Source organism: Pseudomonas sp. M20, assembly GCF_045037865.1.
Taxonomy (GTDB): Bacteria; Pseudomonadota; Gammaproteobacteria; order Pseudomonadales; family Pseudomonadaceae; genus Aquipseudomonas.
Map to the genome: position 1 here is coordinate 3437362 of NZ_CP173611.1, position 26256 is coordinate 3463617.

Genomic DNA, 26256 nt, shown 5'->3' on the forward strand with positions numbered 1-26256 from the left:
CCGCTCTCAGAGCTGCCAGGAACCAATATCGGCATTGACGCCGTCGCCGTCGGGTTGGCCGTCTGCGCCGAGGGAGAAGATGTCGATCTCACCGTTCGCGCCAGGATTCAGATAGTTGTAAGGACGCCCCCACGGGTCGTTGGGCAAGCGTTCCAGATAAGAGCGCCAGTTGCTGTTTTTCGCATCCGCCGGACGCTCCACCAACACCTTCAGCCCCTGATTCAGCGTCGGGTAATTGCCGTGGTCGAGGCGATAGAGTTTGAGTGCCTGCATCAGGCCGGCGATGTCTTGTTTCGCCGCAGTGGCTCGGGCCTGATCAGGTCGGTCGAGCACCTTGGGCACGACCATCGCCGCCAGAATGCCGAGGATGACTACCACCACCATGATCTCGATCAGGGTAAAACCCTGCTGACCTCGACGACCTGCGGACTGAGATTTGACGCGCGCGAAATCCATTTCAACCTTCCTTGGCATGATTACATTCGGCGCGCAGTGTAACAAAAGCCAGTCATCGTACAACAATCATTAACGCACTGTTTTTCTGCACATTCGCCAAAGGACGGGTGTTATTCTGCGGGCCGGTTTCAACCGCAGAGACAAGCATGGAAGCGTTGCGCAAGGAGCGAGGTTTCACCCTCATCGAGGTTCTGGTGGCTTTGGCAATCATCGCCGTGGCCATGTCTGTCGCCGTGCGCGTTGCGGGCCTGATGACCCAGAGCAATGGCCTGTTGCGCGATCGCTCGATCGCTTTGCTGGCGGCGCAAACCCGGCTCGCCGAGTTGCGTCTGGAGGAAGATTTTGCCCCGGGACTGAAAACCTTCGAGTGCGATCAAGGTCGCCTGCAACTGCGCTGTGATCAACGCGTGACCCCGAGCACCGATGGACGACTGATGCGCGTGACGCTGCTGGTTTCGGATCGCGAACGTCAGGCACCGCCCTTGGCGCGACTCGAAACCTTACTCGGCCGGCCGCAGGAAAAGCGCCAATGACACAGCTCAGGGTCGAGTCAACCGAGGCAGCGACGGGGAGTCTGGCAGCGTGCTGACTTTTAATCGGCTCTTTTCTGCGCCACGCTCAATGACCACCGCATCCTGTTCAATAGCTATCACGTGCACACCCAGAGCCAAGCGATCACCCACCAGAAAACTGCGCGGCGGACCGTCGTTGAGACTTAGGATTGCTACTGCAGCGTGCGCCCCTGCCAGCACTCCGGAAACCTTGATATCCAACGGTGCCGGCTGGTTGGAAAACCACTGCAAAGCCGCTGTGTCGGCGCGCGCCGGCAGCACTTGGGGGTCCACCGCCGGAACGTGGGACTGTGCCGGCGTCAGCAACAGCGCAGACCAGAATAGTCCGCCTGCCAGCGCCGTGATCAGCGCCGCCGACTGCACAAGCTGCGTTGCGGATAAGCGAAAAGTAAATGCCAAGACCCAACCTCCCTGTTGTCTTGCGTCGCAGTCTACAGGACAACATTCGCTTTTCTATCGGGATTGATGGTTCGAATCCGCCAGGATGGATTCACAACGAAGGAACGTTGCGGTATGGACAAGGACAGACAAACAGGCTTCACCCTCATCGAATTGATGGTGGTGTTGATCATCATCGGTATTGCGAGCGCCGCCGTCAGCCTGAGTATCAAGCCTGACCCGGCGCAACTGCTGCGCAAGGACGCCAATCGCTTGATCCAGTTGCTGCAAATCGCCCATGCCGAAGCCCTGGCCGATGGACGCCCGATCACTTGGCTGGCGGACAAAAACGGCTTTCGTTTCAGTCGTCGCAATGAACAAGGCCCCGGCTTCGATCACTTTCTCGCCGATCCGCAACTGCGCCCCCGTCACTGGGAAACGCCATCGCTGAAGGTGCAAGTGACACCTAGGCAGCCGCTGATACTGAACGCCGAGTGGTTCGATTCACCCGCACAACTGCAACTCTCGGACGGCCAGAACACGCTCACCGTGCAGCGCACAGCCACGGGCAAATTGACCTTGGCCAACCAGCCATGAATAACCGGCAAGAGGGTTTTACCCTGATCGAAGTGATGGTCGCGATCATGCTCATGGCGATCGTCAGCCTGATTGCCTGGCGCGGTCTGGACAGCGTGAGCCGCGCCGACACGCACCTGCAGGCGAGCACCGAACACACCGAAGCACTGCTGCGCACGCTGCATCAACTGGAACGAGATATCGCCTTGCGCGCCAGCATCGAACTGCGCGAGCCACTGTTGAACGACAACGATGACGAACGATCCGAGCAGCCAGCGGCAATCAGCGTGCGCAGCGCCGACGACCAGCGCTTTCGTCTTGACGTGATCCGCAGTGCTGCCACCTCGCACAACGGCTTGCAGCGCGTGCGCTGGTGGTTGAAAGATCAAACCCTGTACCGCGCCGCCGCCACGCCACGTGATCACTACCCGCTGCCCGCGCCGAAACAGGCAGTGGCGGTGCTCGACAGCATCAGCGACCTGCAAGTACGCGTCTGGGAACCCGAGATGGGCTGGCGCCAGCTCAGCGGCAACCGCAAAGAAAACCCCCAAGGCCTGGAAATCCGCCTGACCCGGCAGACGCTTCAAGGCGAAGAACACTACCGCCAGGTCTTGGGCCCACTGGATTAGTCTCTGGGCAATATTGCGTATTGCCCTGACACGCACAGCGACTGTAACGTCGAACGTCAGTTACCGAGGAAATCTCATTGCACGACTCTAAACTTCTCGAAGATCTACGCGCTCGCTTCAACGCTGGAGAGCCTCTGGATTTCACTTTTTTCTGGGGACACCAGCGAAGCAAAGACGCCGTCACGGCTTCGTGCTTCAGCCAGTGGTATGAAGCCGAATTCGTTGTCGAGGGGCAACGCTACCCGACAGCCGAACACTTCATGATGGCCGAGAAGGCAGCCTTGTTCGACGATCAGGAAATTCGTGCACAAGTACTCCAGGCCCCGACCCCGAACGCCGCCAAAGCCCTCGGCCGCAAGGTGCACGGGTTCAACGACCAGCTCTGGCTGCAACACCGATACGACATCGTCGTCCGGGCAAACCAAGCCAAGTTCTCCCAAAACCCGGAGCTGGACGAATACCTGATGCGCACTGGATCTCGGGTCATCGTCGAAGCGAGCCCGGTTGATGACATTTGGGGAATTGGGCTCGCGCAGGATCACGCAGATGTGAACGATCCGAATCTGTGGAAAGGCCTGAATCTTCTGGGGTTTGCACTGATGCAGGTGCGGGACTGCAGGGTTGGATCGTCCTGAGTTTTATCCGCGGAGGCGTCAGCAACGAAAAAGCCTTGGCACATGCCAAGACTTTTCTAAGGGAGTTTTACATTGCTTTGGGTTGCACTACCCGCCAGTCAGAAATTGCAGGTGTATTGATATTCGAAGGGGAAGAATACGGTATCGACCACCAATGAAAATGGCGCGTCGATCAGTAAAAAGGGAATCAACTTGCCTTTGGATGTACCGACCAACCACCAGTCGAGCCGAACACCGATGTAGGGACATCGGTGCTTGTCATAATCCATCCGCATGGCCGTTGCTGCACAGCCGCTTGAACTGGCGATCAACGCCAGTAATATCAGTTTGTGAAGCACTTAATATCCTTATTAGTTGTTGATACTGAGCTGTGTAAACGGGGGTTGCTGATGACTTTCCCTCTACGACGGGCCACCCCCGTGGGTGGAGTAGAGCCCTACGCCGACTACCGAGGCCGACCGTAAGGACAATGAGAAACTTCAACCAGACTGGAATTGGCAAGATGCGTGAAGCGTGCAGGCGAGGATGCAGATCTGATGGACTTTATTGATTTTCTGGGAAATCTTTGCAGCGCATTCAGTAACTATCAAGGCTATGAAAAGCCTCGCCGGGTGTTTACCTGAAGATTCGTTGCGTTCTGCGTATTTGTGGCTGTGTTTGAGCTGATTGCGCTGAACCTCTACTACGCATAGACGAGATGGAATCAGATGCTGAGGAAGGCATCAATTCTCGTGCGGAGGGGATGTCTGGTTTTTAATGGTGTTTTACGTTTGCTGAATGCCAGCAAAGATCGTCGGGACGGAGTGAATCCAGGCCTTCTCAACGAAATTACCGGGTAGTTTTGCGCAGGCACAAAAAAGCCGATCCATCTGATCGGCTTAACTGTCTGATTTTACTCAGGAATAATGGTCGGGACGGAGTGATTCGAACACTCGACCCCTAGCACCCCATGCTAGTGCGCTACCGGACTGCGCTACGCCCCGACTGGTTTTGCAACTGTTCTTCACCTCGAAGAACGCTCAAGAATATAGCGCAAGCGTTTGAAAACTGGAAGTATTCAAACGCTGCTTTTTATTTCTTGAGAACCACCAGTACGTCTTCCAGTTCGGCAATCATCTGCCGAATCATCTGCTTGTATTGGGTCGTGTCGTCTTTGGCTTCATCGCCGGACAAACGCAAGCGTGCGCCGCCGATGGTGAAACCCTGATCGTAAAGGAGCGCGCGGATCTGCCGGATCATCAGCACGTCTTGGCGCTGATAATACCGGCGGTTTCCGCGGCGTTTGACGGGGTTGAGCTGAGGAAACTCCTGCTCCCAGTAGCGCAGCACGTGTGGCTTTACGGCACACAGCTCGCTGACTTCACCGATGGTGAAGTAGCGTTTGCCCGGGATGACGGGTAGTTCGTCGTTATGACTTGGTTCCAGCATAAGCCTCAACTCGGGCCTTCAACTTCTGCCCTGGACGAAAGGTGACCACACGGCGAGCCGTGATCGGGATTTCTTCCCCCGTTTTCGGGTTGCGGCCAGGCCGCTGGCGTTTGTCCCGAAGGTCGAAATTGCCGAAACCGGACAATTTGACCTGCTCGTTGTCTTCAAGAGCGTGCCTGATCTCCTCGAAAAACAGTTCGACCAATTCCTTGGCTTCCCGCTTGTTCAGGCCCAGCTCTTCATACAGACGTTCCGCCATCTCAGCTTTCGTCAAAGCCCCCATACGTCACTTCCTTAACGTGGCGTTCAACCTTTGTTCGAGCGAGGTGAGGATATTTTGCGTCGTCGAATTCACCTCATCGTCATTAAGAGTGCGCGATGGATGCTGCCAGGTCAAGCCAACTGCAAGGCTTTTTCTATCAGGATCAATACCTTTACCCTGATACACGTCAAACAGCCTGAGATCTGTGAGCCATTCACCTGCATTTTCACGGATTACGTCCAGTACGGCTGCGGACGCGACGTCTTTGTGCGCAATCAGTGCAAGGTCACGACGCACTTCAGGAAAGCGCGACAACTCGTGGAATTTCGGCATTTTACCGAGTGCCACTTCAGCCAGAACCAGCTCGAAAACGAAGACTGGACGATCCAGACCCAGAGCTTTCGACAATTCCGGGTGGATGGCGCCGATGAAGCCGACTTCACGCCCTTCGCGCTCGATGCGCGCGGTTTGACCCGGATGCAGCGCCGGGTGTTTGCCCGGAGCGAAAGTGAACGAATCCAGTGCACCGGCAAAGCCCAGCACAGCCTCAACGTCAGCTTTGACGTCGAAGAAATCGACCGTGTCGCGACCTTGCGCCCAGCCTTCCGGCAGACGGCTACCGCAAACCACACCGGACAGCATCGGCTCTTGCTTCAGGCCTTCCAACTGACCAACGAAGCGCAGACCGCTTTCGAACAGACGCACGCGGTCTTGTTGACGATTGAGGTTGTGCTGCAATGCCTTGACCAGACCCGGCCACAGCGACGAACGCATCGCCGCCATGTCGTTGGAGATCGGATTGGCCAGCAACAGCGGCTCGACGCCCGGGTTGAACAGTTCGAACTGACGCGGATCGATGAAGCTGTAAGTGATTGCTTCCTGATAACCACGCGCTACCAGCAGGCGACGCAGCTCCGGCAGGTCGCTACGCGCTTCAGCTTTGGCTTGCGGCGCCAGACGCGCTTGCGGATAACGAACCGGCAGACGGTTGTAGCCGTACAGACGAGCCAGCTCTTCGATCAGATCGACTTCCAGGCTGATGTCGAAGCGATGGCTTGGCACTTCTACGCGCCACTGGCCTTCACCGTCGGCAGTAATGCCAAGACCCAGACCGCCGAGCAAACGCTCGACCTGTGCCGAATCCATTTCCATACCGAGCATCTGGGTGATGCGCTGGGAACGCAGGGTGATCGGTGCGATCGACGGCAGATGCTGCTCGCTGACGGTCTCGATGATCGGGCCGGCTTCGCCGCCAGTGATATCCAGCAGCAGGCCGGTGGCGCGCTCCATGGCTTCACGGGCCAGTTGCCAGTCGACGCCACGCTCGTAGCGGTGCGATGCGTCGGTGTGCAGGCCGTAGGAACGAGCCTTGCCCGCCACAGCGATCTGGTCGAAGAACGCACTTTCCAGGAATACATCGCGAGTGGTCGCGGAGACACCACTGTGCTCACCACCCATGACACCGGCAATCGCCAGCGCGCGGGTGTGGTCGGCAATCACCAGCGTATCGCTACGCAGGCTGACTTCCTGACCGTCGAGCAGTACCAGCTTCTCGCCCTCTTCCGCCATGCGCACACGGATGCCGCCATTGATTTCGGCGAGATCGAAGGCGTGCAGCGGCTGGCCCAGTTCGAGCATCACGTAGTTGGTGATGTCGACGGCAGCGTCGATGCTGCGCACGTCGGCGCGGCGTAGACGTTCAACCATCCACAGCGGCGTTGGCTTGGACAGATCGACGTTACGGATAACGCGGCCCAGATAACGCGGGCATGCCGCTGGTGCCAGCACTTCTACCGAACGCACTTCGTCGTGCACGGCAGGAATGCTCATGACCACCGGACGGGTGACCGGAGCATCGTACAGCGCGCCGACTTCACGGGCCAGACCGGCCAGGGACAGGCAGTCACCACGGTTCGGGGTCAGGTCGACCTCGATGCTCGCGTCTTCCAGATCCAGATACACACGGAAATCTTCGCCCACCGGCGCATCGGCCGGCAGTTCCATCAGACCGTCATTGCCTTCACCGACCTGCAGTTCGGCTTGCGAGCAGAGCATGCCGTTGGACTCAACGCCGCGCAGCTTGGCTTTCTTGATCTTGAAGTCGCCCGGCAGCTCAGCACCGATCATGGCGAACGGAATCTTCAGGCCCGGACGCACGTTTGGCGCACCGCACACGACCTGGAAGGTTTCCGCACCATTGCTGACTTGGCACACGCGCAACTTGTCGGCATCAGGGTGTTGCTCGGTGCTCAGCACCTCGCCCACCACAACACCACTGAAAACACCGGCGGCCGGGGTCACGCTATCGACCTCAAGGCCAGCCATCGACAGACGAGCAACCAGCTCGTCGCGATTTACCTGCGGGCTAACCCAGCCACGCAGCCATTGTTCACTGAATTTCATCCTGCTCTCCTAAGAATTCGTTACGACTAGCGAAATTGCGCGAGGAACCGCAAGTCGTTGTCGAAGAACAGACGCAAGTCGTTCACGCCGTAACGGAGCATGGCCAGACGCTCGACGCCCATGCCGAAGGCAAAACCGGAGAACTCTTCCGGATCGATGCCGGACATACGCAGCACGTTCGGGTGAACCATGCCGCAGCCCATCACTTCCAGCCAGCCAGTCTGCTTGCAGACGCGGCAGCCTTTACCGCTGCACATCACGCATTCCATGTCGACTTCAGCGGATGGCTCGGTGAACGGGAAGTACGAAGGACGGAACCGTACGGCCAGTTCTTTCTCGAAGAACACCCGCAGGAATTCTTCGATGGTGCCTTTGAGATCGGCAAAATTGATGTCGCGATCAACCAGCAGGCCTTCGACCTGGTGGAACATCGGCGAGTGGGTGATATCGGAGTCACTGCGATACACGCGGCCTGGGCAGACGATGCGGATCGGCGGCTGCTTCGATTCCATGGTGCGGACCTGTACCGGCGAGGTATGGGTGCGCAACAGCATGTTGGCGTTGAAATAGAAGGTGTCATGCATCGACCGGGCCGGGTGATGGCCTGGGATGTTGAGCGCTTCGAAGTTGTGATAGTCGTCTTCGACCTCAGGGCCTTCGGCAATGCCGTAGCCGATGCGGGTGAAGAACTGCTCGACACGTTCCAGAGTCCGGGTCACCGGATGCAGACCACCGGAGGTCTGGCCACGGCCCGGCAATGTCACGTCAATGGATTCGGCAGACAGTTTGGCAGCCAGTTCGGCTTCTTCAAACAGAGCCATGCGCGCATTGAGAACGCCTGTAACACGTTCCTTGGCAACGTTGATCAGGGCGCCGACTTGCGGACGCTCTTCTGCCGGCAAATTCCCCAGGGTCTTCATCACCTGAGTCAATTCACCCTTTTTGCCAAGGTATTGAACCCGGATTTGCTCCAGGGCATTGATATCTTCAGCGCTTTGCACAGCCTCTAGTGCTTGAGAGACCAGCGCATCCAGGTTTTCCATGTACAGACTCCAGATACAAAATAGGGGAAGAGCTTGAAGGCTCTTCCCCTATTTAAGACGTTTACCACCTGGCCCCACGGAAGTGAGGCCGGGTGATTGTCGGGGGTACTTAAGCCAAGGTGGCTTTAGCTTTCTCGACAATCGCAGCAAACACCGCTTTTTCGTTCACTGCCAGATCAGCCAGAACCTTACGGTCGATCTCGATGGACGCTTTTTTCAGGCCAGCGATGAAACGGCTGTAGGACAGACCGTTAACACGAGCACCAGCGTTGATACGAGCGATCCACAGAGCGCGGAACTGACGTTTTTTCTGACGACGGTCACGGTAGGCGTATTGGCCTGCCTTGATTACCGCTTGCTTGGCAACACGGAATACGCGGGAGCGTGCGCCGTAGTAGCCTTTAGCAAGTTTCAGAATTTTTTTGTGACGCTTACGGGCAATGACGCCACGCTTTACACGAGCCATGAGTTACTTCCTCTATTCTTGACTAAAATTAACGAAGGCGCAGCATGCGCTCGACTTTTGCCACGTCAGACGGATGCAGCAAGCTGCTACCGCGCAGTTGACGCTTACGCTTGGTCGACATTTTAGTCAGGATGTGGCTCTTGAAAGCGTGCTTGTGCTTGATACCGTTAGCAGTTTTCAGAAACCGCTTAGCAGCACCACTTTTGGTTTTCATTTTTGGCATGTTCGGATACTCCGCATTCAGTTGATAAACATAATCAGAAGGCCTGCCGTGCCCTGTTGATTACTTCTTCTTTTTCGGGGCGATGACCATGATCAGCTGGCGTCCTTCCATCTTAGGATGCTGTTCGACCGAACCGTACTCGAGCAGGTCAGCTTCAACCCGCTTGAGGAGTTCCATCCCCAGCTCCTGGTGGGCCATCTCACGGCCGCGGAATCGCAAGGATACCTTGGCCCTGTCCCCATCACTCAGGAAACGTACCAGGTTGCGCAGTTTTACCTGGTAATCCCCTTCCTCCGTCCCTGGACGAAACTTGATTTCTTTAACCTGAATCTGCTTCTGGTTTTTCTTGGCTGCGGCAACCTGTTTCTTCTTCTCGAAGATCGATTTGCCGTAGTCCATCAGTTTGCAAACAGGGGGTACTGCATCGGCGGAAATTTCCACCAAATCCAGTTTGGCCTCTTCAGCCTTAAGAAGCGCGTCTTCAATTGACACAATCCCAAGCTGTTCACCTTCAGCCCCAATTAACCGAACCTCGCGTGCCGAGATATTCTCGTTGATCGGGGCTTTCGGTGCAGCTCGTTTATCTTGTCTCATTTCACGCTTAATAATAATTACTCCGAATCTGGGCGACCACGCCGGGAAACCGCTTGCGCGAGAAACTCAGCGAACTGGGCGACGGGCATCGAGCCCAGGTCAGCACCTTCACGAGTACGCACAGCGACAGTCTGCATCTCGACTTCCTTATCTCCGATTACCAAGAGATAGGGAACCTTGAGCAAAGTATGCTCGCGGATTTTAAAGCCGATCTTTTCATTTCTCAAGTCGGACTTGGCACGAAATCCGCTTTCGTTGAGAGTTTTTTCTACTTCTGCAACAAAATCTGCCTGTTTATCAGTGATATTCATGATCACCGCCTGCGTTGGCGCGAGCCAGGCAGGGAACGCACCTTCATAGTGCTCGATCAGAATCCCGACGAAACGCTCGAAGGAACCGAGGATCGCGCGGTGCAACATCACTGGGTGTTTGCGGCTGTTGTCTTCGGAGACGTATTCAGCGCCCAAACGGACAGGCAGGTTAAAATCGAGCTGCAGAGTACCACATTGCCAGACCCGACCAAGGCAGTCTTTCAGCGAGAACTCGATCTTCGGACCGTAGAACGCCCCCTCGCCCGGCTGTAGATCGTACGGCAGGCCCGCAGAATCAAGGGCTGCAGCCAATGCAGCTTCAGCGCGATCCCACAGCTCGTCGGAACCGACGCGTTTTTCCGGACGAGTGGACAGTTTCATCTCGACATCGGTAAAGCCGAAGTCGCGGTAAACGTCCATGGTCAACTTGATGAACGCAGCGGACTCAGCCTGCATCTGCTCTTCGGTGCAGAAGATGTGGGCGTCGTCCTGAGTGAACGCACGTACGCGCATGATGCCGTGCAGCGCACCCGACGGCTCGTTACGGTGGCAAGCACCGAACTCGGCCAGACGCATCGGCAGTTCGCGGTAGCTCTTCAGGCCCTGATTGAACACCTGCACGTGGCACGGGCAGTTCATTGGCTTGATGGCGTAGTCGCGGTTTTCCGACTGCGTGGTGAACATGTTGTCGGCGTAGTTGGCCCAGTGCCCGGATTTCTCCCACAGGCTGCGGTCAACGACTTGAGGGGTTTTGATCTCAAGGTAGCCGTTGTCGCGCTGGATCTTGCGCATGTACTGCTCGAGCACCTGGTACAGAGTCCAGCCGTTCGGGTGCCAGAACACCATACCCGGGGATTCTTCCTGGGTATGGAACAGGCCCAGTCGCTTGCCGATCTTGCGGTGATCGCGCTTTTCAGCTTCTTCGATGCGCTGGATGTAAGCGGCCAGCTGCTTTTTGTCTGCCCAAGCGGTGCCGTAAACGCGCTGCAGTTGCTCGTTCTTGGCGTCGCCGCGCCAGTAGGCACCGGACAGCTTGGTCAGCTTGAAGGATTTCAGGAAGCGTGTGTTCGGCACGTGCGGACCGCGGCACATGTCGACGTATTCTTCGTGATAGTACAGCCCCATGGCCTGCTCGTTCGGCATGTCCTCGACCAGGCGCAACTTGTAGTCTTCGCCACGGGCCTTGAACACTTCGATCACTTCGGCGCGCGGAGTGACTTTCTTGATTACGTCGTAATCTTTTTCGATCAGCTGCTGCATGCGCTGTTCGATAGCGGCCATGTCGTCCGGAGTAAAAGGACGTTCGAAGGCGATGTCGTAATAGAAGCCTTCGTCGATGACCGGCCCGATCACCATTTTCGCGGTCGGATACAGCTGCTTGACCGCATGACCCACCAGGTGAGCGCAAGAGTGGCGAATGATCTCCAGCCCCTCTTCATCCTTTGGCGTGATGATTTGCAGGGTCGAGTCGCTGCTGATGATGTCGCTGGCGTCGACCAGTTGGCCATTGACCTTGCCGGCCAGAGTGGCTTTGGCCAGACCGGCACCAATGGATGCGGCGACCTCGGCTACGGAAACCGGGTGATCGAATGAACGTTGACTGCCGTCGGGAAGAGTAATAGTTGGCATGGCGCCTCCTCTCCTAGTGGTGACCCCTACCAAAGGTCACGTGGGTTGGGATGAGCCAGTACAAGATCCGATCCAGGCCATTCAATGACGAACGCCTGCCTTACAGCGGCAGGAGCCTTGCGGCCAACCGGAAAACCGAACCAGAGTGACTGGGATTCAAATCGAAATATTCGCACGTCGACCGCTGCCGGGACTGTAGGTCATCCGGAGCCTGAGAACGCTTGAGCCCGGCATGCTAGCACAGATGAGCGGTCACTTATGCCTCTGTTTGATCACAAGGCAAATCGTCTGTTTTTATGCCAGAGTGCTGAACTTGATGGCCCCTTCAGCCCTCAGATAACAAGACATTGACCCACAAGGAGCATCCTCGCATGCGTCTGAATACCCTGTTCGCCGTCGTCGCCCCTATTGTTATGTTGCTGCCGCTGAGTGCCCACGCCGACTGGCCGAAGGGCGAGCGCGAGAAGTACATGGCCCAGTGCACCCAGGCGGCGACCCAACAAATCGGTGCTGCAGCTGCCAAATCCCATTGTGCTTGCGGCGCTGACGCCATCAAGTCTTATCCAGCGAGCGACATTCAGGCGCTGATGGACAACAAAGCCACTCCTGAATTGCAGCAGAAAGCACTGGGCCAAATCGCCAAATGCAAGGCAAATACCCCGGCGAAAAAGTGATCAAAAAAGTCTTCTGAGTCGGCTCAGCGCCGCTAAAAAGGGCTGAATTTGAGCCTTTTCGGACGATTTATGCAGGTTTTACAGGTTTTTTTATTGTCTTTACGTTCCGCGCAAAGCCTTGTAAACCGGGGCTTTCAGCCGAAACAGACAGTAAAGAAAACACGACTGATTGGCAAACAGCACGTCCGGGGGGCTACCAAAGCGAACATTTCGACTATGATATCCCGGTGTGCCCAGTTGGCCTGAGCAGCACAGTACTGAAAAATATATGTTTCTTGGAGATACACCATGTCTAATCGCCAAACCGGCACCGTTAAGTGGTTCAACGATGAAAAAGGCTTCGGCTTCATCACTCCTCAAGGTGGCGGTGACGACCTGTTCGTACACTTCAAAGCTATCGAATCCGACGGTTTCAAAAGCCTGAAAGAAGGCCAGACCGTCTCTTTCGTGGCTGAGAAAGGCCAAAAGGGTATGCAAGCTGCACAGGTTCGCCCAGAGTAATTTCTGCGCGCACTAAAAAAACCCCGTCCATGTGACGGGGTTTTTTATGCCTGCAACAAAAGCCTTCGCTCATCAGCCACAGTTGACGCGAGTGATCACCAGGTTGTTGTCGGTGTTCAGATTCAAGCGGTCAGAGCGGTACTCGAGCGTGATCATATCGTTCGGCTTGAGGAAGCGGGCATTTTGCGCCCCGGCCTTGTTGCGCGCCTGCTCCAGCAGCTCTGGCGAAGCTTTCTTGCCAATGGCGAACTCCGCCGCCGTTGCTTCACAGCGGCTGTGACCGGCTTCGGTCGCCGCAGATTCCTTTGCCGACTCGCTGGAGGTCGTGCTGCAACCGGCCAACATGGCAGCGGCCATAAGTGCACCCAGTGTCGCGAACTTCAAAGGCATGAAGCCTCCTTGTTTTCAAAATGGTTAAGCTGAGATCGTGCGACCGCCATTCCGGCGTTTGGTTTCACAGCCAAGGCCATCACCCTGCCCCACGACCGGAAAAACGCCGAGTGTGCCTGAGCGGCACGTACCACTTCATCAATCAATCGTGACTGAATATTAATGGCGCTCAGTAGACGTCGATGTAGTCATACGGCGGATTGGGCCAGTTGTCCTTCAACGCGTTGAAAATCTGCATCACCCACACCTCATCACTGGCCGCGACGTTGCCCACGTAGCCCGAGCCCTTGGCCCAGGTTTCCAGGCGAAACAGCAAACCGTCGATATCCTGCCCACCGGTAACGCCGGAAGAAATGTAAGCGATACCGCCCTTGGTCACGCGCAGCTGCGTGTGTTCTTCATCACTGGCCGAAGCGAGCAACTGGCGCACTGCGTCGAGCGTGAGGCCGTCAGGGGTGTTCAAATCGATCTGCACAGCACGATCCTTGGAAAGCCCTAAAAGACCAAGTGTCGCATAGCGCTCCGCTCATGCCTAAGTCGCAGTGCCAAAAGCCCGACAAAATGGTTAACTCGAAACTCAGACTTTCCGACTTCTCGAGCGCTCTCATGACCAGCATCAGCATCGACGCCGCCATTAATGCCAAATGGGCAGACGGACACAGCTCTTACAGCCCGGGAACCACCGAGGAGCTTGCGCTGATTGGTATCGATCTATTGGTCAAGGAGTTGGGCACGGAGGCGGCTCAGCAATTCATCAAGCAGATTTTCGAGCGTTACCCGACCGAGCAGGTTGAACACACTGAGAGGGTGTAGAAACCCGCAGGCTGGCACCTGCGGGCGAATGATTTACTTCAGGCGCTTCAGGCGCTCGGTCAGCAAATCAAAGAAGCCTTGCGCGTCGCCGTTTTCCACCCAGAAGGCGTTCTTCGGCGCTTTCAGGCCATCGTACCAATCGACGATGGTCTGACCGAAAGTCGGCCCTTCACGGCTATCCACCACGACATTCACCGAACGACCGGTGAACAGTTCCGGCTTGAGCAGATAGGCCACAACGGTAGCGTCATGCACCGGGCCACCCGGAATACCGTAGTGCTCCATGTCGCCTTTGATGTACTCGTTGAGGATGTCGCCGACAATCTTGCTCGCGTTATTGTTCAGCGCCGCGATCTGTTTCAGGCGCGCATCACTGGTGAGAATCTTGTGGGTCACGTCCAGTGGCAGGTAGGTCAGTTTCACGCCGCTTTTCAGCACGACTTCAGCCGCTTGCGGGTCAGCAAACAGGTTGAATTCAGCCACCGGGGTGATGTTGCCGCCATTGAAGTGCGCACCACCCATGATCACCACTTCCTTGATGCCCTGAACAATTTCAGGCTCCTGGATCAGCGCCAATGCCAGGTTGGTCTGCGGACCAAGCATGGCGATCGTGATGCTGTGCGGCTTGGCTTTTTTCAGCGTATCGATCAGGTAATTGACCGCATTGCCTTCAGCCAGACCCTGTTTCGGTTCGTGCACGGTGACACCCGACAGGCCTTCCTTGCCATGGATGTTCTCGGCGTAGATCGGCGTGCGCATCAGCGGCTTTGGCGCACCGGCATAAACCGGTACGTCTTCGCGCCCTGCCCACTCGCGCGCCAGTCGGGCGTTACGCGAAGTCTTGTCGAGGCGCACGTTGCCGGCGACGGTGGTCAGCGCGCGAATATTCAGCTCGTCCGGCGAGGCCAGAGCGAACAGCAAGGCGACTACATCGTCAGCACCTGGGTCGGTGTCGATGATCAGGTCGATTTTCTCCGCCGCCTGAGCGCCGGTGGCAGTTATCACGGACAAAAGCAGTAGGCTCCGGATGAATTGATGCAGTTTCTGAGCATAGCGTTGCATGGCGCATTCCTTGTGCTTGTGAAATCAAAAGTTAAAAGGTGACTCCAGCGACCAGCACGATGTTGCAGTACGGCTGACATTCACCTGTACGAACAATCGCCCGAGCCTGTCGGCTGAGAACCTTGAATTGCTCATGACTGAGCAGATCGCGACGACCCAGGGCCCCCTCTTCATTCAACTCATCCAGCGTATTAAGCGCGGTCGGTTGTTTGTCGAAGATTTCTTTGGCCAGCGCATGGCTTTCCACCTGCATCTCGCTGAGCACGACTTTCAGAGTGCTGATGAAATCCGGGACGCCGTGGGTCAGCGCCAAGTCAATCAGCTCGACACCCGGCGGCACTGGCAACCCGGCATCACCAATAACCACCATGTCGCCATGGCCCAAGGACGCGATCAGCCGCGACAAGGCGACGTTAAGCAAAGGAGTCTTTTTCATACGGGTTCAAAGGCCTGTACGTCGGATTGGGTTGGAATGGACGGCTGCGCGCCGGCACGAGTTACCGACAGCGCAGCGGCAATCTGTCCGTAGCGAATAGCCTCGGCCTCGGACTTGCCATTGGCCAGCGCAGCGGCAAAACCACCGACGAAGGTGTCACCTGCCGCTGTAGTGTCGACGGCCTTCACTTTCGGCGCAGGGAAATGCTCGAAGCCCTTGCCATTGGCGAACAGCGAGCCTTGAGCCCCCAGAGTAATGATGACTTTGCCCGCCCCCATGGCGATCAACTGGCTGGCAGCAGCTTCTGCGGCTTCCAGCGAATCCACCGGCAATCCGCTCAATGCGCTCGCTTCGCTCTCGTTGGGAATCAGGTAGTCGATCGCGGCAAACCAGTCTGCCGGCAACGGACGACTGGCCGGTGCCGGATTGAGAATGACGATTTTGCCGAGGGCGCGGGCACGCTTGAGCGCATGCCCCACCGTGGCATCCGGAATTTCCAGCTGGCAGATGATCACGTCGGCGTCTTTCAGCACCGCATCAAACCGATCGATCACTGCGGGTGTCATGGCACCGTTGGCACCGGCGACAATGACAATGGCGTTCTGACTGTTGTCATCGACCACAATCAACGCCACACCGCTGGAATCCTCGACCGTGCTCACGGCCTGACAATCGATCTGCTCAGCCAGCAGAGCGTCACGCAATTGCACGCCATAGTCGTCATTGCCAACGCAGCCGACCATTGCCACCTGTGCGCCCAAACGCGCTGCGGCCACCGCCTGATTGGCGCCCTTGCCACCGGAAACCGTGGCAAACGAATGACCGATCAGCGTTTCACCACCTACGGGCAACCGTGGCGCCCGGGTCACCAGGTCCATGTTCAGGCTGCCTATTACCACTACATTTGCTGGCATACATCATTACTCGTCAATTCGGTTTCAGCGGTATTCGGTGAACACGCCGGACAACGGTGCGGTCGATTCGCGCAAGACAATACTCGGGGTCACGATCCGCTGATCGGTACCCAGAGTCGGCGTAGCAATCCTTCGCAACAGCACTTCGGCCGCCATCTCGCCCAACTGCAGGATCGATTGCCCCACAGTGGTGAGTGCCGGATATACGTAACGGCTCATCTGGATATCGTCGAAACCGATCACCGACAACTCGCTCGGCACGCGGACATTACGTTCCGCCGCCGCACGCAGCACACCGATGCCGATCATGTCGTTACCGGCAAAGATCGCGCTCGGTGGATTGCTCTCAAGAAGAATCGCCGCCGCGTTGTATCCACCCGTACTGGTGAAGTCGCTTTCCAGCATGCGCTCCTGGCGGACGTCGATGCCCGCCTCTTTCAGCGCCCGGCAATAACCGGCCTGACGCATCTGCGCCACACTGGTACTGGCCGGGCCGCCGATGGTGGCAATGTCGCGGTGACCCAATTCCAGCAAATGACGGGTCGCCAGGTATGCACCGTATTCGTGGTCGATGCGCACCAGATCGGCATCGACACCGTCTAGACCACGGTCGACGATGACCATCGGCGTTTTCACCCCGGCCAGTCCCTGCGCGAGACCGCTGTCACCGCCAGCGGAGGCGACGATCAAACCGTCGATGCGCTTCTCCAGCAACACACGCAAATAGCTGCGCTGCTTGTCAGGATTGTCATCGGAGTTGCAGAGGATCACGCAGTAGCCGTTACGCTCGCAGTAATCCTCGATGCCCCGCGCCAACTCCGCGAAGTACGGGTTGAGACTGTTCGGCACCAGCAGGCCAATGGTTGCAGTGGTCTTGGCCTTTAACGAGCGCGCCACTGCACTTGGCACATAGTCGAGGCTCTTGATCGCTGCCTCGACTTTCAGCCGCACTTCCTGACTGACCGGCCGCGTGTTGTTCACCACATGCGACACCGTCGTGTAGGAAATTCCCGCGAGGGCTGCCACGTCCTTGATCGTTGCCATTTCTTAGCCCCGGCGACTGGCGCGCTGACTGCGATAAGTATCGAGTACCACCGCTATCACGATGACCGCGCCAGTGATGATTCGTTTGGTCGGTTCGGTCGCCCCGATCTGCGCCAGACCCGCCGCCAGCACGGAGATGATCAACACGCCGAAGAACGTGCTGATCACCGAACCGCGCCCGCCCATCAGGCTGGTGCCGCCGATCACCACAGCGGCGATCACCTGCAACTCCAGACCAGAACCGGCATTCGGGTCAGCGGCTTCCAGACGGGAAATCTGAAACAGCGCGGCGATACCGGCCAGCAGGCCCATCAGGCTGAAAACCAGAATCTTGTAGGGTTTCGGATTGATCCCCGCCAGACGCACCGCCTCTTCGTTGGTGCCGATGCCGATCAGGTAGCGACCGAACACGGTGCGGGTCAAAACCGCTTGAGCAATGATGATCACCAGCAGGGCAATGATGAACGACGGCGAGATGCCGAACGCGATCGGATTCGACAGCCAAGCGAACGAGTCACCGATGTACGCGGTGCGCGATCCGGTCATCTGATAGGCCAGTCCCCGAGCCATTTCCAGCACACCCAGGGAAACGATGAACGATGGAATGCGCCACGCCACTGTGATCGAACCAGTGACCGTACCGGCCAGTGCCGCCACTGCCATGCCGAGCAATGCTGACGGCAACACGCCCCAGCCCCAGCCAAGAATGGCGACGCTGACCGTCGAAGCGGCGAGCGCCAGAACCGAACCCACCGAAAGGTCGATGCCACCGATGATCAACACGAAGGTCATGCCGACCGCTAGCACCATCAGATCGGGAATCTGGTTGGCCAAGGTACTGAAGGTGTTATAGGACAGAAAGTGGCTGCTCAAGACCGAGAACAGCGCAATCATCGCCAGCAAGGCACCGGCCAGGCCCAGATAAGTGCCCAGGCCATAGAAGTTGCCACCACGTTTGCCGGCAGGAGAAGCAGTTTTCATGGGAGATCCCTAGGCGCCGCTTCATTGAGCAGCGCATCACGTTTTTGGTAGCCGGCGAACGCGGCGGCAAGCAAGTCATCCTGGGTCCAGCTATCCCGCTCGAAGGTGTCGATCAAGCGCCCTGCCGATAGCACGCCGATCCGGTCGCAGATCAGCATCAGTTCACGCAGATCACTGGACACCACCACCAGTGCTTTGCCTTGGCGCGTCAGTTCGCCGAGCAGGGCATAAATGTCGAACTTGGCACCAACGTCGATGCCTCGGGTCGGCTCATCGAACAGCAGCACCGAACAGTCACGCTCCAGCCAGCGGCCGATCACGACCTTCTGCTGGTTGCCGCCAGACAACTCTGAGACCAGTTGTGTCGGACTTGAACTGCGGATGCGCATGGCGTCGATCTGACGCTGCGCCAGAGCGATCTCTTCGCCGTTGTTGACGACCCCACCAGTGGAAATTTCCGGCATGTTGCCGAGGGCGATGTTGGCGCTGATCGACTGACTGAGCAGCAGGCCTTCACCTTTGCGATCTTCAGTAATCAACGCGATGCCATTACGCACCGCATCAACCGGCGAACGTACGCTGACGACCTTGGCTGGCGAACCGAGGGCGATGGTGCCGCTGTCGGCGGTGTCTGCACCGAAGATCAGGCGCAGCAATTCTGTGCGCCCTGCCCCGATCAATCCGGAAATCCCGAAGATCTCGCCGGCACGGACTTCGAACGAGACATCGCGAACTTTGTCGGAGCGCGTCAGTCCTTTGATCGTCAGCGCCGGGGCACCAATCTTGCGCGGGCCCATGTCGATATGCTCACCCAACTCGCGACCGACCATCAGCGTAACCAGTTGCTCGCTGTTGTAATTGGCCATCGGCTCGACGCAGACCAGATTGCCGTCACGCAGCACGGCAATGCGCTGTGCGACTCGGGCCAGCTCTTCGAGACGGTGGGAAATGTAGATGATCGAAACGCCGCGCGCCTGCAAGCGGGTGATCTGCTCAAAGAGCATTTCAACTTCGCGCGCGGTGAGCATCGCGGTCGGTTCGTCGAGAATCAGCACATGGCAGTCGCCAATCAGGTTGCGGGCGATTTCGACCATCTGCTGATGGCCGATACCCAACTCGCCAACCAGCGTATCCGGATCAATGGCGTCGAGACCGACTTGCGCCATGGCTTCGATCGCCGCTTTGCGCAGTTGCTTGCGGCTGATCCAGCCGCCATTGCTTGGCAGATTGTCGAGAAACAGGTTTTCCGCGACCGACAAGGTCGGCAGCAGATTGAGTTCTTGCATGACCATACGCACGCCGAGATCTTCAGCCTGGGTACGACTGCCCGGACGGTAGTCCTTGCCTTGGAATTGCATCTGGCCGGTGGTCGGGGTGACCAGTCCGCCGATGATTTTCGACAGGGTACTTTTACCGGCACCATTCTCGCCGGTCAGCGCCAGCACTTCACCGCGCATCAGCGTCAGATCGATGCCGCTGAGCACCGGCTGCGCATAGGTCTTACCGATACCGCTGACCGAGAGGACAGCGTTCGGGGCGGAAACTGACATAAAAACTCTCCATGCGCTCGCCCGGACGGACGAGCGCCGTTGTGTCGCCAGAAGACTTACTTGGTGACCAGCTCGACCGGTGTTTCGATCACGCCGTTGGCGCCGCTGTCAACTTTCTCACCCTTGATGATTTTCAGCGCGGTTTCGATGCCGAACACCGCTTGTCGGGCAGCGAACTGGTCAGCCGTGGCCAACACGCGACCGTCTTTCAGCATTGGCTTGATCGCGTTGATGTTGTCGTAACCGACGACCTGAACCTGACCAGCCTTGCCGGCGGCACGTACGGCGGAAACAGCACCGACGGCCATGCTGTCGTTACCGGCCAGCAGTGCTTTGACGTCTGGGTATTCGCTGAGGATAGAGGCGGCAACCTTGTTACCCTTGTCAATCTCCCAGTCACCGGACTGCAGGGAAACGATCTTGATTTGCGCCGCATCCATCGCATCCTTGAAGCCAGCAGTGCGCTGCTGGGCATTGGTCGTGGTGGACACGCCTTCAATGATGCCGACTTCGTCACCGGCCTTCAGCTGCTTGGCCAGGTACTCACCGACCAGACGCGCACCTTTGCGGTTGTCCGGACCTACGAAAGGCACGCTGATGTTTTTGCTTTTGACGATTGCCGGATCGAGTTGGTTATCGATGTTGATCACGGTGATGCCAGCGTCGACGGCTTTCTTGATCACCGGCACCATGGCCTTGGAATCGGAAGGCGCAATGACCAGTGCATTGACCTTGGCCAGAATCATTTGCTCGACGATGCGGGTCTGGCCAGCAGTGTCGGTTTCATCCTTGATGCCGTTGGAGATCAGGTCGAAATCGGCGGAGTGTTCTTTCTGGTAGGCCTTGGCACCATCTTCCATGGTCAAAAAGAATTCGTTGGCCAGAGACTTCATGACCAGCGCGACTTTAGGTTTTTCGGCGGATTCGGCGAATGCCGAAGAGACAGGTAGTGCGGCGGCTGTGGCAGCCAGCATAGCGACAGCAAGAAGACGTCCAGCGAATGGCAGCTTCATGGGTTCACTCCGATCTTATGATTATTGTGAGCAACGCTTGCGCTGGCGTAAGCTACTTGGCTATCTGCGGGCCATATAGCGCCGGGAGAGCCGCGCAAACGTTTGCGTAGACCGAACTATGCGAATCCCGCCGACATTTGTCAACAATCAGAAATCGTCATTTTTTTTAGGGCGAATCGTCCGACTCGCCCTCCGCTGCTTATGCCGTGGTGCTGACAAGATTACCGCTGGTGGAACTCTTCGTCATTTCCTTGACCAGTGCACCGGCCACTTCTGCCATCGCAGCGCTGGTTTGCGCGATTTGCCCCTGAATGGACATCACCGCCTGCGATTTGGCCTCAGGCGTCGGATAGCTCTTGGCCTGTGCGGCCGCCAGTTGTTGTTGCTGCTCCTGAAGTTGCTTCTGCAATTCCTGCATGCGCTTGAGCAACATCTTGACCGTGACGCTCAGGTTGTCGCCGCTTTCAGCCTTGCTGTCTTCTGGCGCAGCAGCACCACCGGTCCGGACCTGATTGTTCGATTCTTTCTCAGTGCCCAGCGCCTCGGTGGAAGCCTCAGCTCCCGCCTCGCTCAATGCATTGATTGTCGCTGCGGTTTTGCCGCCGATGGTGACTGCAGCAGGATTAGATAAACCGACCGTCAGTGACATGTGAACTCCCTAGATTCTGTTTACTTGAACAACCATCGGCCCCCGCGAAGGTTTCTTTAGCACAAAAGCCGAAACCGGCCACTGGAATCACTCGACAAAAGCAGTAGTCCTTTTCGGAGAGCCGAACGAGAAAGCGCCCATTGTTCGGAAACCCGGATAAACGATTCGTCCCGCGATTTGCCAACTAATAAAATCTTGATGTAAATCATCGAGTTAAACATTTCTCTGACGCAAAGTACGGCTGGTACAGATCCTGCTCCCTTCACCGCACCCCGGGCATCCAGATCGGCTCGGAGTGCATCTAGATGAACCTGCATCAGCACCGTCTCACTACTAGAGAGAAAAATAATGAAATCTGCTTTCAACACTTTGGTTCCGGGCGCTTTGGCCCTCCTCCTGCTCCTGCCCACCGCCCTTCAGGCGAAAGAAGTCGAAACCCAGACCAAGCTCGCTAACGTCGTAGTACTAGCCACCGGCGGCACCATCGCCGGCGCTGGCGCGAGCGCCGCCAACAGCGCCACCTACCAGGCGGCGAAGGTTGGCGTCGAACAATTGATCGCCGGCATTCCCGAACTGAGCAAACTGGCGAACGTGCGTGGCGAACAAGTCATGCAGATTGCCTCGGAAAGCATCACCAACGAAAACCTGCTGCAATTGGGTCGTCGTGTAGCCGAACTGGCCGACAGCAAAGACGTCGACGGCATCGTCATCACCCACGGCACCGACACCCTGGAAGAAACCGCCTACTTCCTCAACCTCGTGGAAAAAACCGACAAGCCGATCATCGTGGTTGGCTCGATGCGTCCGGGCACCGCAATGTCTGCAGACGGCATGCTCAACCTGTACAACGCCGTGGCCGTAGCCAGCAGCAAAGAAGCGCACGGCAAAGGCGTACTGGTGACCATGAATGATGAAATCCAGTCCGGCCGCGACGTCAGCAAGATGATCAACATCAAGACCGAAGCCTTCAAAAGTGCCTGGGGCCCACTGGGCATGGTGGTAGAAGGCAAATCCTACTGGTTCCGCTTGCCAGCCAAGCGTCACACCATGGATTCTGAATTCGACATCAAAAACATCAAGAGCCTTCCTGACGTAGAAATCGCTTATTCCTACGGCAACGTCAGCGATACTGCCTACAAGGCCCTCGCACAATCCGGTGCCAAGGCAATCATCCACGCCGGTACCGGCAACGGCTCGGTGTCCTCTCGCGTAGTTCCGAGCCTGCAAGCACTGCGCAAGGATGGCGTGCAAATCATTCGTTCCTCCCACGTCAACGCTGGCGGCTTCGTCCTCCGTAACGCCGAACAGCCAGATGATAAGTACGACTGGGTTGTGGCTCACGACCTGAACCCGCAAAAAGCCCGCATCCTGGCAATGGTCGCCCTGACCAAAACCAACGACAGCAAAGAGCTGCAACGGATGTTCTGGGAATATTGATGGGCCTTCGCCCAATCAATTCTTGATTGGGCACCCTGCGCCATTCGCCTGTCGGGCGGGTGGTGCATCGCTCACAACGCTCTCGCACTTTTCCCACAAAAAATTCGACACGACCTACACCAAAATCGGAAAAGCGCTGTCAGAGGATTTTCTTGAATTTTAAGCAGTTGCGAAAATGCTTACAGTTAAATACTGTATGCACGTACAGCTTAATAAGGATAACCTCGTGGCCACCTCCCCTGATGCTCCTGACGCTTACGAACGCATGGGCATGCGCGTTCAGAAAATCATCAATTCCCCCACCGCACAGAAAGCCAAAGCGGCACTGATCTTCCGTCTGCCGGACGAGCCGATGGACGAGTGGGAGCGCCTGCTCGAGGAAATCGACGAGAACGACAACGTTACCCTTGCCTATCGCGACGACGGTGGCGTGCAGATTTTTTGGGTTGTGCCGAAGGAAGATTGATTCAATGAGTGTCCGCTGTTTTGCTCTGCTGTTGCTGTTCATCGCCATGGGTGCCCAGGCTGGCGCCCCCCGCACATTTACCGAAGCCAAGAAGGTTGCCTGGAAGCTTTATGCACCGCAGTCCACAGAGTTTTATTGCGGGTGCAAGTACACCGGCAACAAGGTTGACCTGAAGGCTTGCGGTTACGTACCGCGCAAGAATGCCAAACGTGCGTCACGTATTGAATGGGAACACATCGTGCCGGCCTGGCAGTTCGGCCATCAGCGTCAGTGTTGGCAGGAAGGCGGCCGCAAGAACTGCACCCGATACGACCCAAGCTATCAAAAGGCTGAAGCCGATCTGCATAACCTGGTGCCGAGCATTGGCGAGGTCAATGGCGATCGCAGCAATTTCAGCTACGGCTGGCTGCCAGTGCAATCCGGGCAATACGGTTCGTGCCTGACCCAGGTCGACTTCAAGGCGAAGAAGGTCATGCCTCGCCCGTCGATTCGCGGCATGATTGCCCGCACATACTTCTACATGAGCAAGCAGTACGGCTTGCGCCTGTCGAAGCAGGATCGGCAATTGTATGAGGCATGGGACAAGACTTACCCGGTGCAAGACTGGGAGCGCCAGCGCAATCAGAGCGTGGCGTGCGTGATGGGGCGCGGCAATGAATTTGTCGGTCCGGTGAATATGAAAGCCTGCGGTTGATCGACCACTTAAACGAAAAGGCCTCGAACGTCATGTCCGAGGCCTTTTTTGTGGCTAGCTGCCCGCCTTGTTGTAGCGCCAGTAACCCATCAGGTTGAGCGACTCCCTCGGGATCCCGCACTCTTTGATCAGGTATCTGCGCAGGCTCATCACTGCAGCGCTTTCTCCAGCGATCCAGCCATAGAAACCCTCACTGGCTGTCTCGGCTATTTCCCAAAGAATCTCTTTATCGATATCGACCTCGGCCAACTCGACAGCCTTGCCGATGGATGAGGCATGAATGGCTGGAACGACTTTCTGTACCGCCGCCGCCATCAACGTACCGGCGCTGGCCTGGTCCCGGATCAGCCACTGCACCGTCAGCCCGGCCCAATCGGGAACTGCCAGCATATCCTCGACACTGTCGACTTCGAAAAACACTTGAGTCAGAGGTGGCTCGGCCATAGCGGCCAACTCATCGAGAATGCCCATGGCCGCAGGTAGCGCGGTGCTGTCGGCGACCAGCAAAACCTGCTTGAGGGTCTGCGGCGGCTTCCATTCGAATCCTCCGGCGTCCCGTGCTGAAAACCGGCGATCCGGAGCGAGAACCTGCATCGAATCACCGGGCTGCGCCCGAAGCGCCCAACGCGAAGCAGGTCCGGTTTCGCCATGCAGGACGAAATCAATATCCACTTCGCCTTGTTCTGCACGCAAATGGCGAATGGTGTAAGTGCGCATGGCCGGACGTCGATCGGCAATCATTGCCTTGAACCGGGCGTACCAACCCTCTCCCTGAGCAAGCCTGGCAGGCGAACCATCAGCCGCAGGAAAAAACAGCTTCACCCTTTGATCAGGCGCCCAAGTGGCCATTTCTTTAACAGCAGGACTGGCCAGCGTGATCCGCATCATGTGCGGGCTGAGTAAGGTTTTGCGATGCAGGATGACGTCGAACAGCTTGTAAGGATTGGCGGAGGCCATGCGGAGCTCCTTCGGAAAATCGTGACTGACTCGTATAAGACGAGCCACATCCAAGGTCCTTTAGGTCGCTCCGCTGAAACGCAGCGTTTACGGCGTGATCGGGTGCTCGATCACTACCGATTCAATATTCTGCTTCTTGGCTTTCACCAGAGCAGCATCCACTTGTACTTTTCGGGCCTCAGCGTCGGCTTGCGAGTTGAAAGGACCAATCAGAATTCGCGCTTTGCCACTGCTGTCCTTGATCACCGTAGGTACGAAGGCGTGCTCGATCAACCAGCCACTCAGGTCGCTGATAGCCTGTGGCGTTTCACCGCGCACTTCGAGATCCCATTGTGGTGCAGCGGCCGCCGCCGGCGCCGTCACTGCTGCCGACTGTGGTTTTGGTGCGTCTGCATTCTTGCCTTCACCACACCCTGCCAATACCAGTGCCGCGACTACCCAAACCAATTTGCGCACAACGCTTTCCTCGAAATTCTCAAAGCCGCGATCTTATCATTCATAAATACTTCGCGAGCCCCGCAAAATGGGCACAAAACAACGAGATTGATGCCTGCAGCCTCTGTATAGTTACGCCCTGGGAATTAATGCCGCATCTGCGCGTCAGAAAGAGGCACCCAAACCGTGAGACTTCGCACTAATCTATACGTACCACCGACCTCTGCACTGTCTGAATCAGGTGCCCTACAAAGCAATCAAGGAGAAGACCATGCTGATACTCACCCGCAAAGTCGGTGAAAGCATAAACATCGGTGATGACATCACTATCACCATTCTGGGCGTAAGCGGCCAACAGGTCCGCATTGGTATCAACGCTCCGAAAAACGTTGCCGTGCACAGAGAAGAGATTTACCAGCGCATTCAGGCTGGCCTGACCGCCCCGGACAAACCACAAACTCCCTGAGCCGCCTCGCAGTCAGTAGCCAGTCCGTTTACCTTGTGGAATGACTGGCTAGAGCTTCATGCGCCGTTTTGCCATCCGCTCCCCACTCTGCTGGGTACGGCGCCTGACACGATAAGCCGATTCTACTTCCCCCCTCTATTCCCTTGCCGCACGATACTACCTGCCCTCC

The 26256-nt window shown here is 57.0% G+C and carries 34 protein-coding genes and 1 tRNA gene; 11 read left to right on the plus strand and 24 right to left on the minus strand.

Annotated elements, in window-relative coordinates:
- Positions 1-6: 6 nt before the first annotated feature.
- Complete coding sequence (gene gspG / locus ACI514_RS15245; protein ID WP_160057178.1) at positions 7-456, minus strand: type II secretion system major pseudopilin GspG; 450 nt, start codon at positions 454-456, stop codon at positions 7-9.
- 146 nt (positions 457-602) lie between these two features.
- Between gspG and gspI the strand changes: the two genes are divergently transcribed.
- The gene (gene gspI / locus ACI514_RS15250) at positions 603-989 is read left to right on the plus strand and encodes a type II secretion system minor pseudopilin GspI (protein WP_405121965.1); all 387 of its coding nucleotides are present in this window, start codon (positions 603-605) and stop codon (positions 987-989) included.
- A 6-nt stretch (positions 990-995) separates the two neighbouring features.
- On the opposite strand, the gene ACI514_RS15255 is transcribed toward gspI, so the two are convergent.
- A complete protein-coding gene (locus ACI514_RS15255; RefSeq protein WP_160057176.1) occupies positions 996-1427 on the minus strand; it encodes a general secretion pathway protein GspC in 432 nt (143 codons plus the stop codon).
- A 114-nt stretch (positions 1428-1541) separates the two neighbouring features.
- Here ACI514_RS15255 and ACI514_RS15260 point away from each other — a divergent pair, with 114 nt between their 5' ends.
- The 3 genes from ACI514_RS15260 (at position 1542) to ACI514_RS15270 (ending at position 3246) form a co-directional block, all read left to right on the plus strand.
- Positions 1542-2003, plus strand: a complete 462-nt coding sequence (locus ACI514_RS15260; protein WP_405121966.1) for a GspH/FimT family pseudopilin — start codon at positions 1542-1544, stop codon at positions 2001-2003.
- Entirely contained in the window at positions 2000-2611 is a 612-nt protein-coding gene (locus ACI514_RS15265) for a type II secretion system protein GspJ (RefSeq protein WP_405121967.1), read from the plus strand. Before ACI514_RS15260 ends, ACI514_RS15265 begins: the two co-directional genes overlap by 4 nt.
- A gap of 77 nt (positions 2612-2688) precedes the next feature.
- Positions 2689-3246 (plus strand): NADAR family protein, encoded by a 558-nt coding sequence (locus ACI514_RS15270; protein ID WP_160057173.1) that lies wholly within the window; start codon positions 2689-2691, stop codon positions 3244-3246.
- Positions 3247-3344: 98 nt separating this feature from the next.
- Here the strand turns inward: ACI514_RS15270 and ACI514_RS15275 are convergent, their stop codons facing one another.
- The 10 genes from ACI514_RS15275 to thrS form a co-directional block, all read right to left on the minus strand.
- Complete coding sequence (locus tag ACI514_RS15275; protein ID WP_405121968.1) at positions 3345-3584, minus strand: YceK/YidQ family lipoprotein; 240 nt, start codon at positions 3582-3584, stop codon at positions 3345-3347.
- A 568-nt stretch (positions 3585-4152) separates the two neighbouring features.
- Positions 4153-4229, minus strand: a tRNA-Pro gene (locus ACI514_RS15280).
- A gap of 88 nt (positions 4230-4317) precedes the next feature.
- On the minus strand, positions 4318-4674 hold the full coding sequence (locus ACI514_RS15285; RefSeq protein ID WP_003179985.1) for a MerR family transcriptional regulator: 357 nt from the start codon (positions 4672-4674) through the stop codon (positions 4318-4320).
- The gene (gene ihfA, locus ACI514_RS15290) at positions 4655-4957 is read right to left on the minus strand and encodes an integration host factor subunit alpha (protein WP_002553164.1); all 303 of its coding nucleotides are present in this window, start codon (positions 4955-4957) and stop codon (positions 4655-4657) included. The genes ACI514_RS15285 and ihfA overlap by 20 nt, the downstream gene beginning before the upstream one ends.
- Positions 4958-4960: 3 nt before the next feature.
- Positions 4961-7339: a phenylalanine--tRNA ligase subunit beta gene (gene pheT / locus ACI514_RS15295; RefSeq protein ID WP_405121969.1), complete on the minus strand. Its 2379-nt coding sequence runs from the start codon at positions 7337-7339 to the stop codon at positions 4961-4963.
- Positions 7340-7365: 26 nt separating this feature from the next.
- Positions 7366-8382, minus strand: a complete 1017-nt coding sequence (gene pheS, locus ACI514_RS15300) for a phenylalanine--tRNA ligase subunit alpha (protein ID WP_003226365.1) — start codon at positions 8380-8382, stop codon at positions 7366-7368.
- Positions 8383-8491: 109 nt separating this feature from the next.
- A complete protein-coding gene (gene rplT / locus ACI514_RS15305; protein WP_007913489.1) occupies positions 8492-8848 on the minus strand; it encodes a 50S ribosomal protein L20 in 357 nt (118 codons plus the stop codon).
- Positions 8849-8876: 28 nt separating this feature from the next.
- Positions 8877-9071 carry a 50S ribosomal protein L35 gene (gene rpmI / locus ACI514_RS15310; RefSeq protein WP_002553160.1) on the minus strand — a complete coding sequence of 65 codons (195 nt, stop codon included), beginning with the start codon at positions 9069-9071 and terminating at the stop codon, positions 8877-8879.
- A 60-nt stretch (positions 9072-9131) separates the two neighbouring features.
- Positions 9132-9683 carry a translation initiation factor IF-3 gene (infC, locus tag ACI514_RS15315; protein WP_170947229.1) on the minus strand — a complete coding sequence of 184 codons (552 nt, stop codon included), beginning with the start codon at positions 9681-9683 and terminating at the stop codon, positions 9132-9134.
- Complete coding sequence (gene thrS, locus ACI514_RS15320; protein WP_160057170.1) at positions 9683-11605, minus strand: threonine--tRNA ligase; 1923 nt, start codon at positions 11603-11605, stop codon at positions 9683-9685. The genes infC and thrS overlap by 1 nt, the downstream gene beginning before the upstream one ends.
- 371 nt (positions 11606-11976) lie before the next feature.
- On the opposite strand from thrS, the gene ACI514_RS15325 reads away from it, so the two are divergent.
- Both ACI514_RS15325 and ACI514_RS15330 read left to right on the plus strand, forming a co-directional pair.
- On the plus strand, positions 11977-12279 hold the full coding sequence (locus ACI514_RS15325; RefSeq protein WP_095047633.1) for a hypothetical protein: 303 nt from the start codon (positions 11977-11979) through the stop codon (positions 12277-12279).
- Positions 12280-12567: 288 nt separating this feature from the next.
- On the plus strand, positions 12568-12780 hold the full coding sequence (locus ACI514_RS15330; protein ID WP_003179963.1) for a cold-shock protein: 213 nt from the start codon (positions 12568-12570) through the stop codon (positions 12778-12780).
- Between the two features lie 72 nt (positions 12781-12852).
- Here ACI514_RS15330 and ACI514_RS15335 read toward each other — a convergent pair whose 3' ends face one another.
- Both ACI514_RS15335 and ACI514_RS15340 read right to left on the minus strand, forming a co-directional pair.
- The gene (locus ACI514_RS15335) at positions 12853-13170 is read right to left on the minus strand and encodes an I78 family peptidase inhibitor (RefSeq protein WP_007913486.1); all 318 of its coding nucleotides are present in this window, start codon (positions 13168-13170) and stop codon (positions 12853-12855) included.
- A gap of 169 nt (positions 13171-13339) precedes the next feature.
- Positions 13340-13645 carry a hypothetical protein gene (locus ACI514_RS15340; RefSeq protein WP_405121970.1) on the minus strand — a complete coding sequence of 102 codons (306 nt, stop codon included), beginning with the start codon at positions 13643-13645 and terminating at the stop codon, positions 13340-13342.
- 131 nt (positions 13646-13776) lie between these two features.
- Here ACI514_RS15340 and ACI514_RS15345 point away from each other — a divergent pair, with 131 nt between their 5' ends.
- Positions 13777-13983, plus strand: coding sequence for a hypothetical protein (locus tag ACI514_RS15345; protein ID WP_405121971.1), 207 nt, complete (start codon positions 13777-13779; stop codon positions 13981-13983).
- A gap of 33 nt (positions 13984-14016) precedes the next feature.
- Here the strand turns inward: ACI514_RS15345 and ACI514_RS15350 are convergent, their stop codons facing one another.
- From ACI514_RS15350 to ACI514_RS15385, 8 genes are all read right to left on the minus strand, one after another.
- Entirely contained in the window at positions 14017-15045 is a 1029-nt protein-coding gene (locus ACI514_RS15350) for a nucleoside hydrolase (RefSeq protein ID WP_160057168.1), read from the minus strand.
- Between the two features lie 31 nt (positions 15046-15076).
- On the minus strand, positions 15077-15481 hold the full coding sequence (rbsD, locus tag ACI514_RS15355) for a D-ribose pyranase (RefSeq protein WP_160057167.1): 405 nt from the start codon (positions 15479-15481) through the stop codon (positions 15077-15079).
- A complete protein-coding gene (gene rbsK, locus ACI514_RS15360) occupies positions 15478-16395 on the minus strand; it encodes a ribokinase (RefSeq protein WP_160057166.1) in 918 nt (305 codons plus the stop codon). Before rbsK ends, rbsD begins: the two co-directional genes overlap by 4 nt.
- Before the next feature lie 24 nt (positions 16396-16419).
- Positions 16420-17439 (minus strand): LacI family DNA-binding transcriptional regulator, encoded by a 1020-nt coding sequence (locus tag ACI514_RS15365; RefSeq protein ID WP_160057165.1) that lies wholly within the window; start codon positions 17437-17439, stop codon positions 16420-16422.
- A gap of 3 nt (positions 17440-17442) precedes the next feature.
- A complete protein-coding gene (locus ACI514_RS15370) occupies positions 17443-18420 on the minus strand; it encodes an ABC transporter permease (protein WP_095123149.1) in 978 nt (325 codons plus the stop codon).
- The gene (locus ACI514_RS15375; protein WP_160057164.1) at positions 18417-19970 is read right to left on the minus strand and encodes a sugar ABC transporter ATP-binding protein; all 1554 of its coding nucleotides are present in this window, start codon (positions 19968-19970) and stop codon (positions 18417-18419) included. Before ACI514_RS15375 ends, ACI514_RS15370 begins: the two co-directional genes overlap by 4 nt.
- Before the next feature lie 56 nt (positions 19971-20026).
- Entirely contained in the window at positions 20027-20983 is a 957-nt protein-coding gene (locus tag ACI514_RS15380; protein ID WP_034152750.1) for a sugar ABC transporter substrate-binding protein, read from the minus strand.
- 199 nt (positions 20984-21182) lie between these two features.
- Entirely contained in the window at positions 21183-21632 is a 450-nt protein-coding gene (locus ACI514_RS15385) for a hypothetical protein (RefSeq protein ID WP_116031048.1), read from the minus strand.
- Positions 21633-21980: 348 nt separating this feature from the next.
- On the opposite strand from ACI514_RS15385, the gene ACI514_RS15390 reads away from it, so the two are divergent.
- From ACI514_RS15390 to ACI514_RS15400, 3 genes are all read left to right on the plus strand, one after another.
- Positions 21981-23069 (plus strand): asparaginase, encoded by a 1089-nt coding sequence (locus ACI514_RS15390; RefSeq protein ID WP_160057162.1) that lies wholly within the window; start codon positions 21981-21983, stop codon positions 23067-23069.
- A 196-nt stretch (positions 23070-23265) separates the two neighbouring features.
- The gene (locus tag ACI514_RS15395; RefSeq protein WP_166219800.1) at positions 23266-23535 is read left to right on the plus strand and encodes a DUF1654 domain-containing protein; all 270 of its coding nucleotides are present in this window, start codon (positions 23266-23268) and stop codon (positions 23533-23535) included.
- A 4-nt stretch (positions 23536-23539) separates the two neighbouring features.
- Positions 23540-24229 (plus strand): endonuclease, encoded by a 690-nt coding sequence (locus tag ACI514_RS15400; protein WP_034152754.1) that lies wholly within the window; start codon positions 23540-23542, stop codon positions 24227-24229.
- Between the two features lie 54 nt (positions 24230-24283).
- Here the strand turns inward: ACI514_RS15400 and ACI514_RS15405 are convergent, their stop codons facing one another.
- Positions 24284-25186 carry a siderophore-interacting protein gene (locus tag ACI514_RS15405; protein WP_160057160.1) on the minus strand — a complete coding sequence of 301 codons (903 nt, stop codon included), beginning with the start codon at positions 25184-25186 and terminating at the stop codon, positions 24284-24286.
- 87 nt (positions 25187-25273) lie between these two features.
- Positions 25274-25642, minus strand: a complete 369-nt coding sequence (locus tag ACI514_RS15410; protein ID WP_160057159.1) for an SPOR domain-containing protein — start codon at positions 25640-25642, stop codon at positions 25274-25276.
- A gap of 250 nt (positions 25643-25892) precedes the next feature.
- Between ACI514_RS15410 and csrA the strand changes: the two genes are divergently transcribed.
- Entirely contained in the window at positions 25893-26087 is a 195-nt protein-coding gene (csrA, locus tag ACI514_RS15415; RefSeq protein WP_003179932.1) for a carbon storage regulator CsrA, read from the plus strand.
- Positions 26088-26256: the final 169 nt, after the last annotated feature.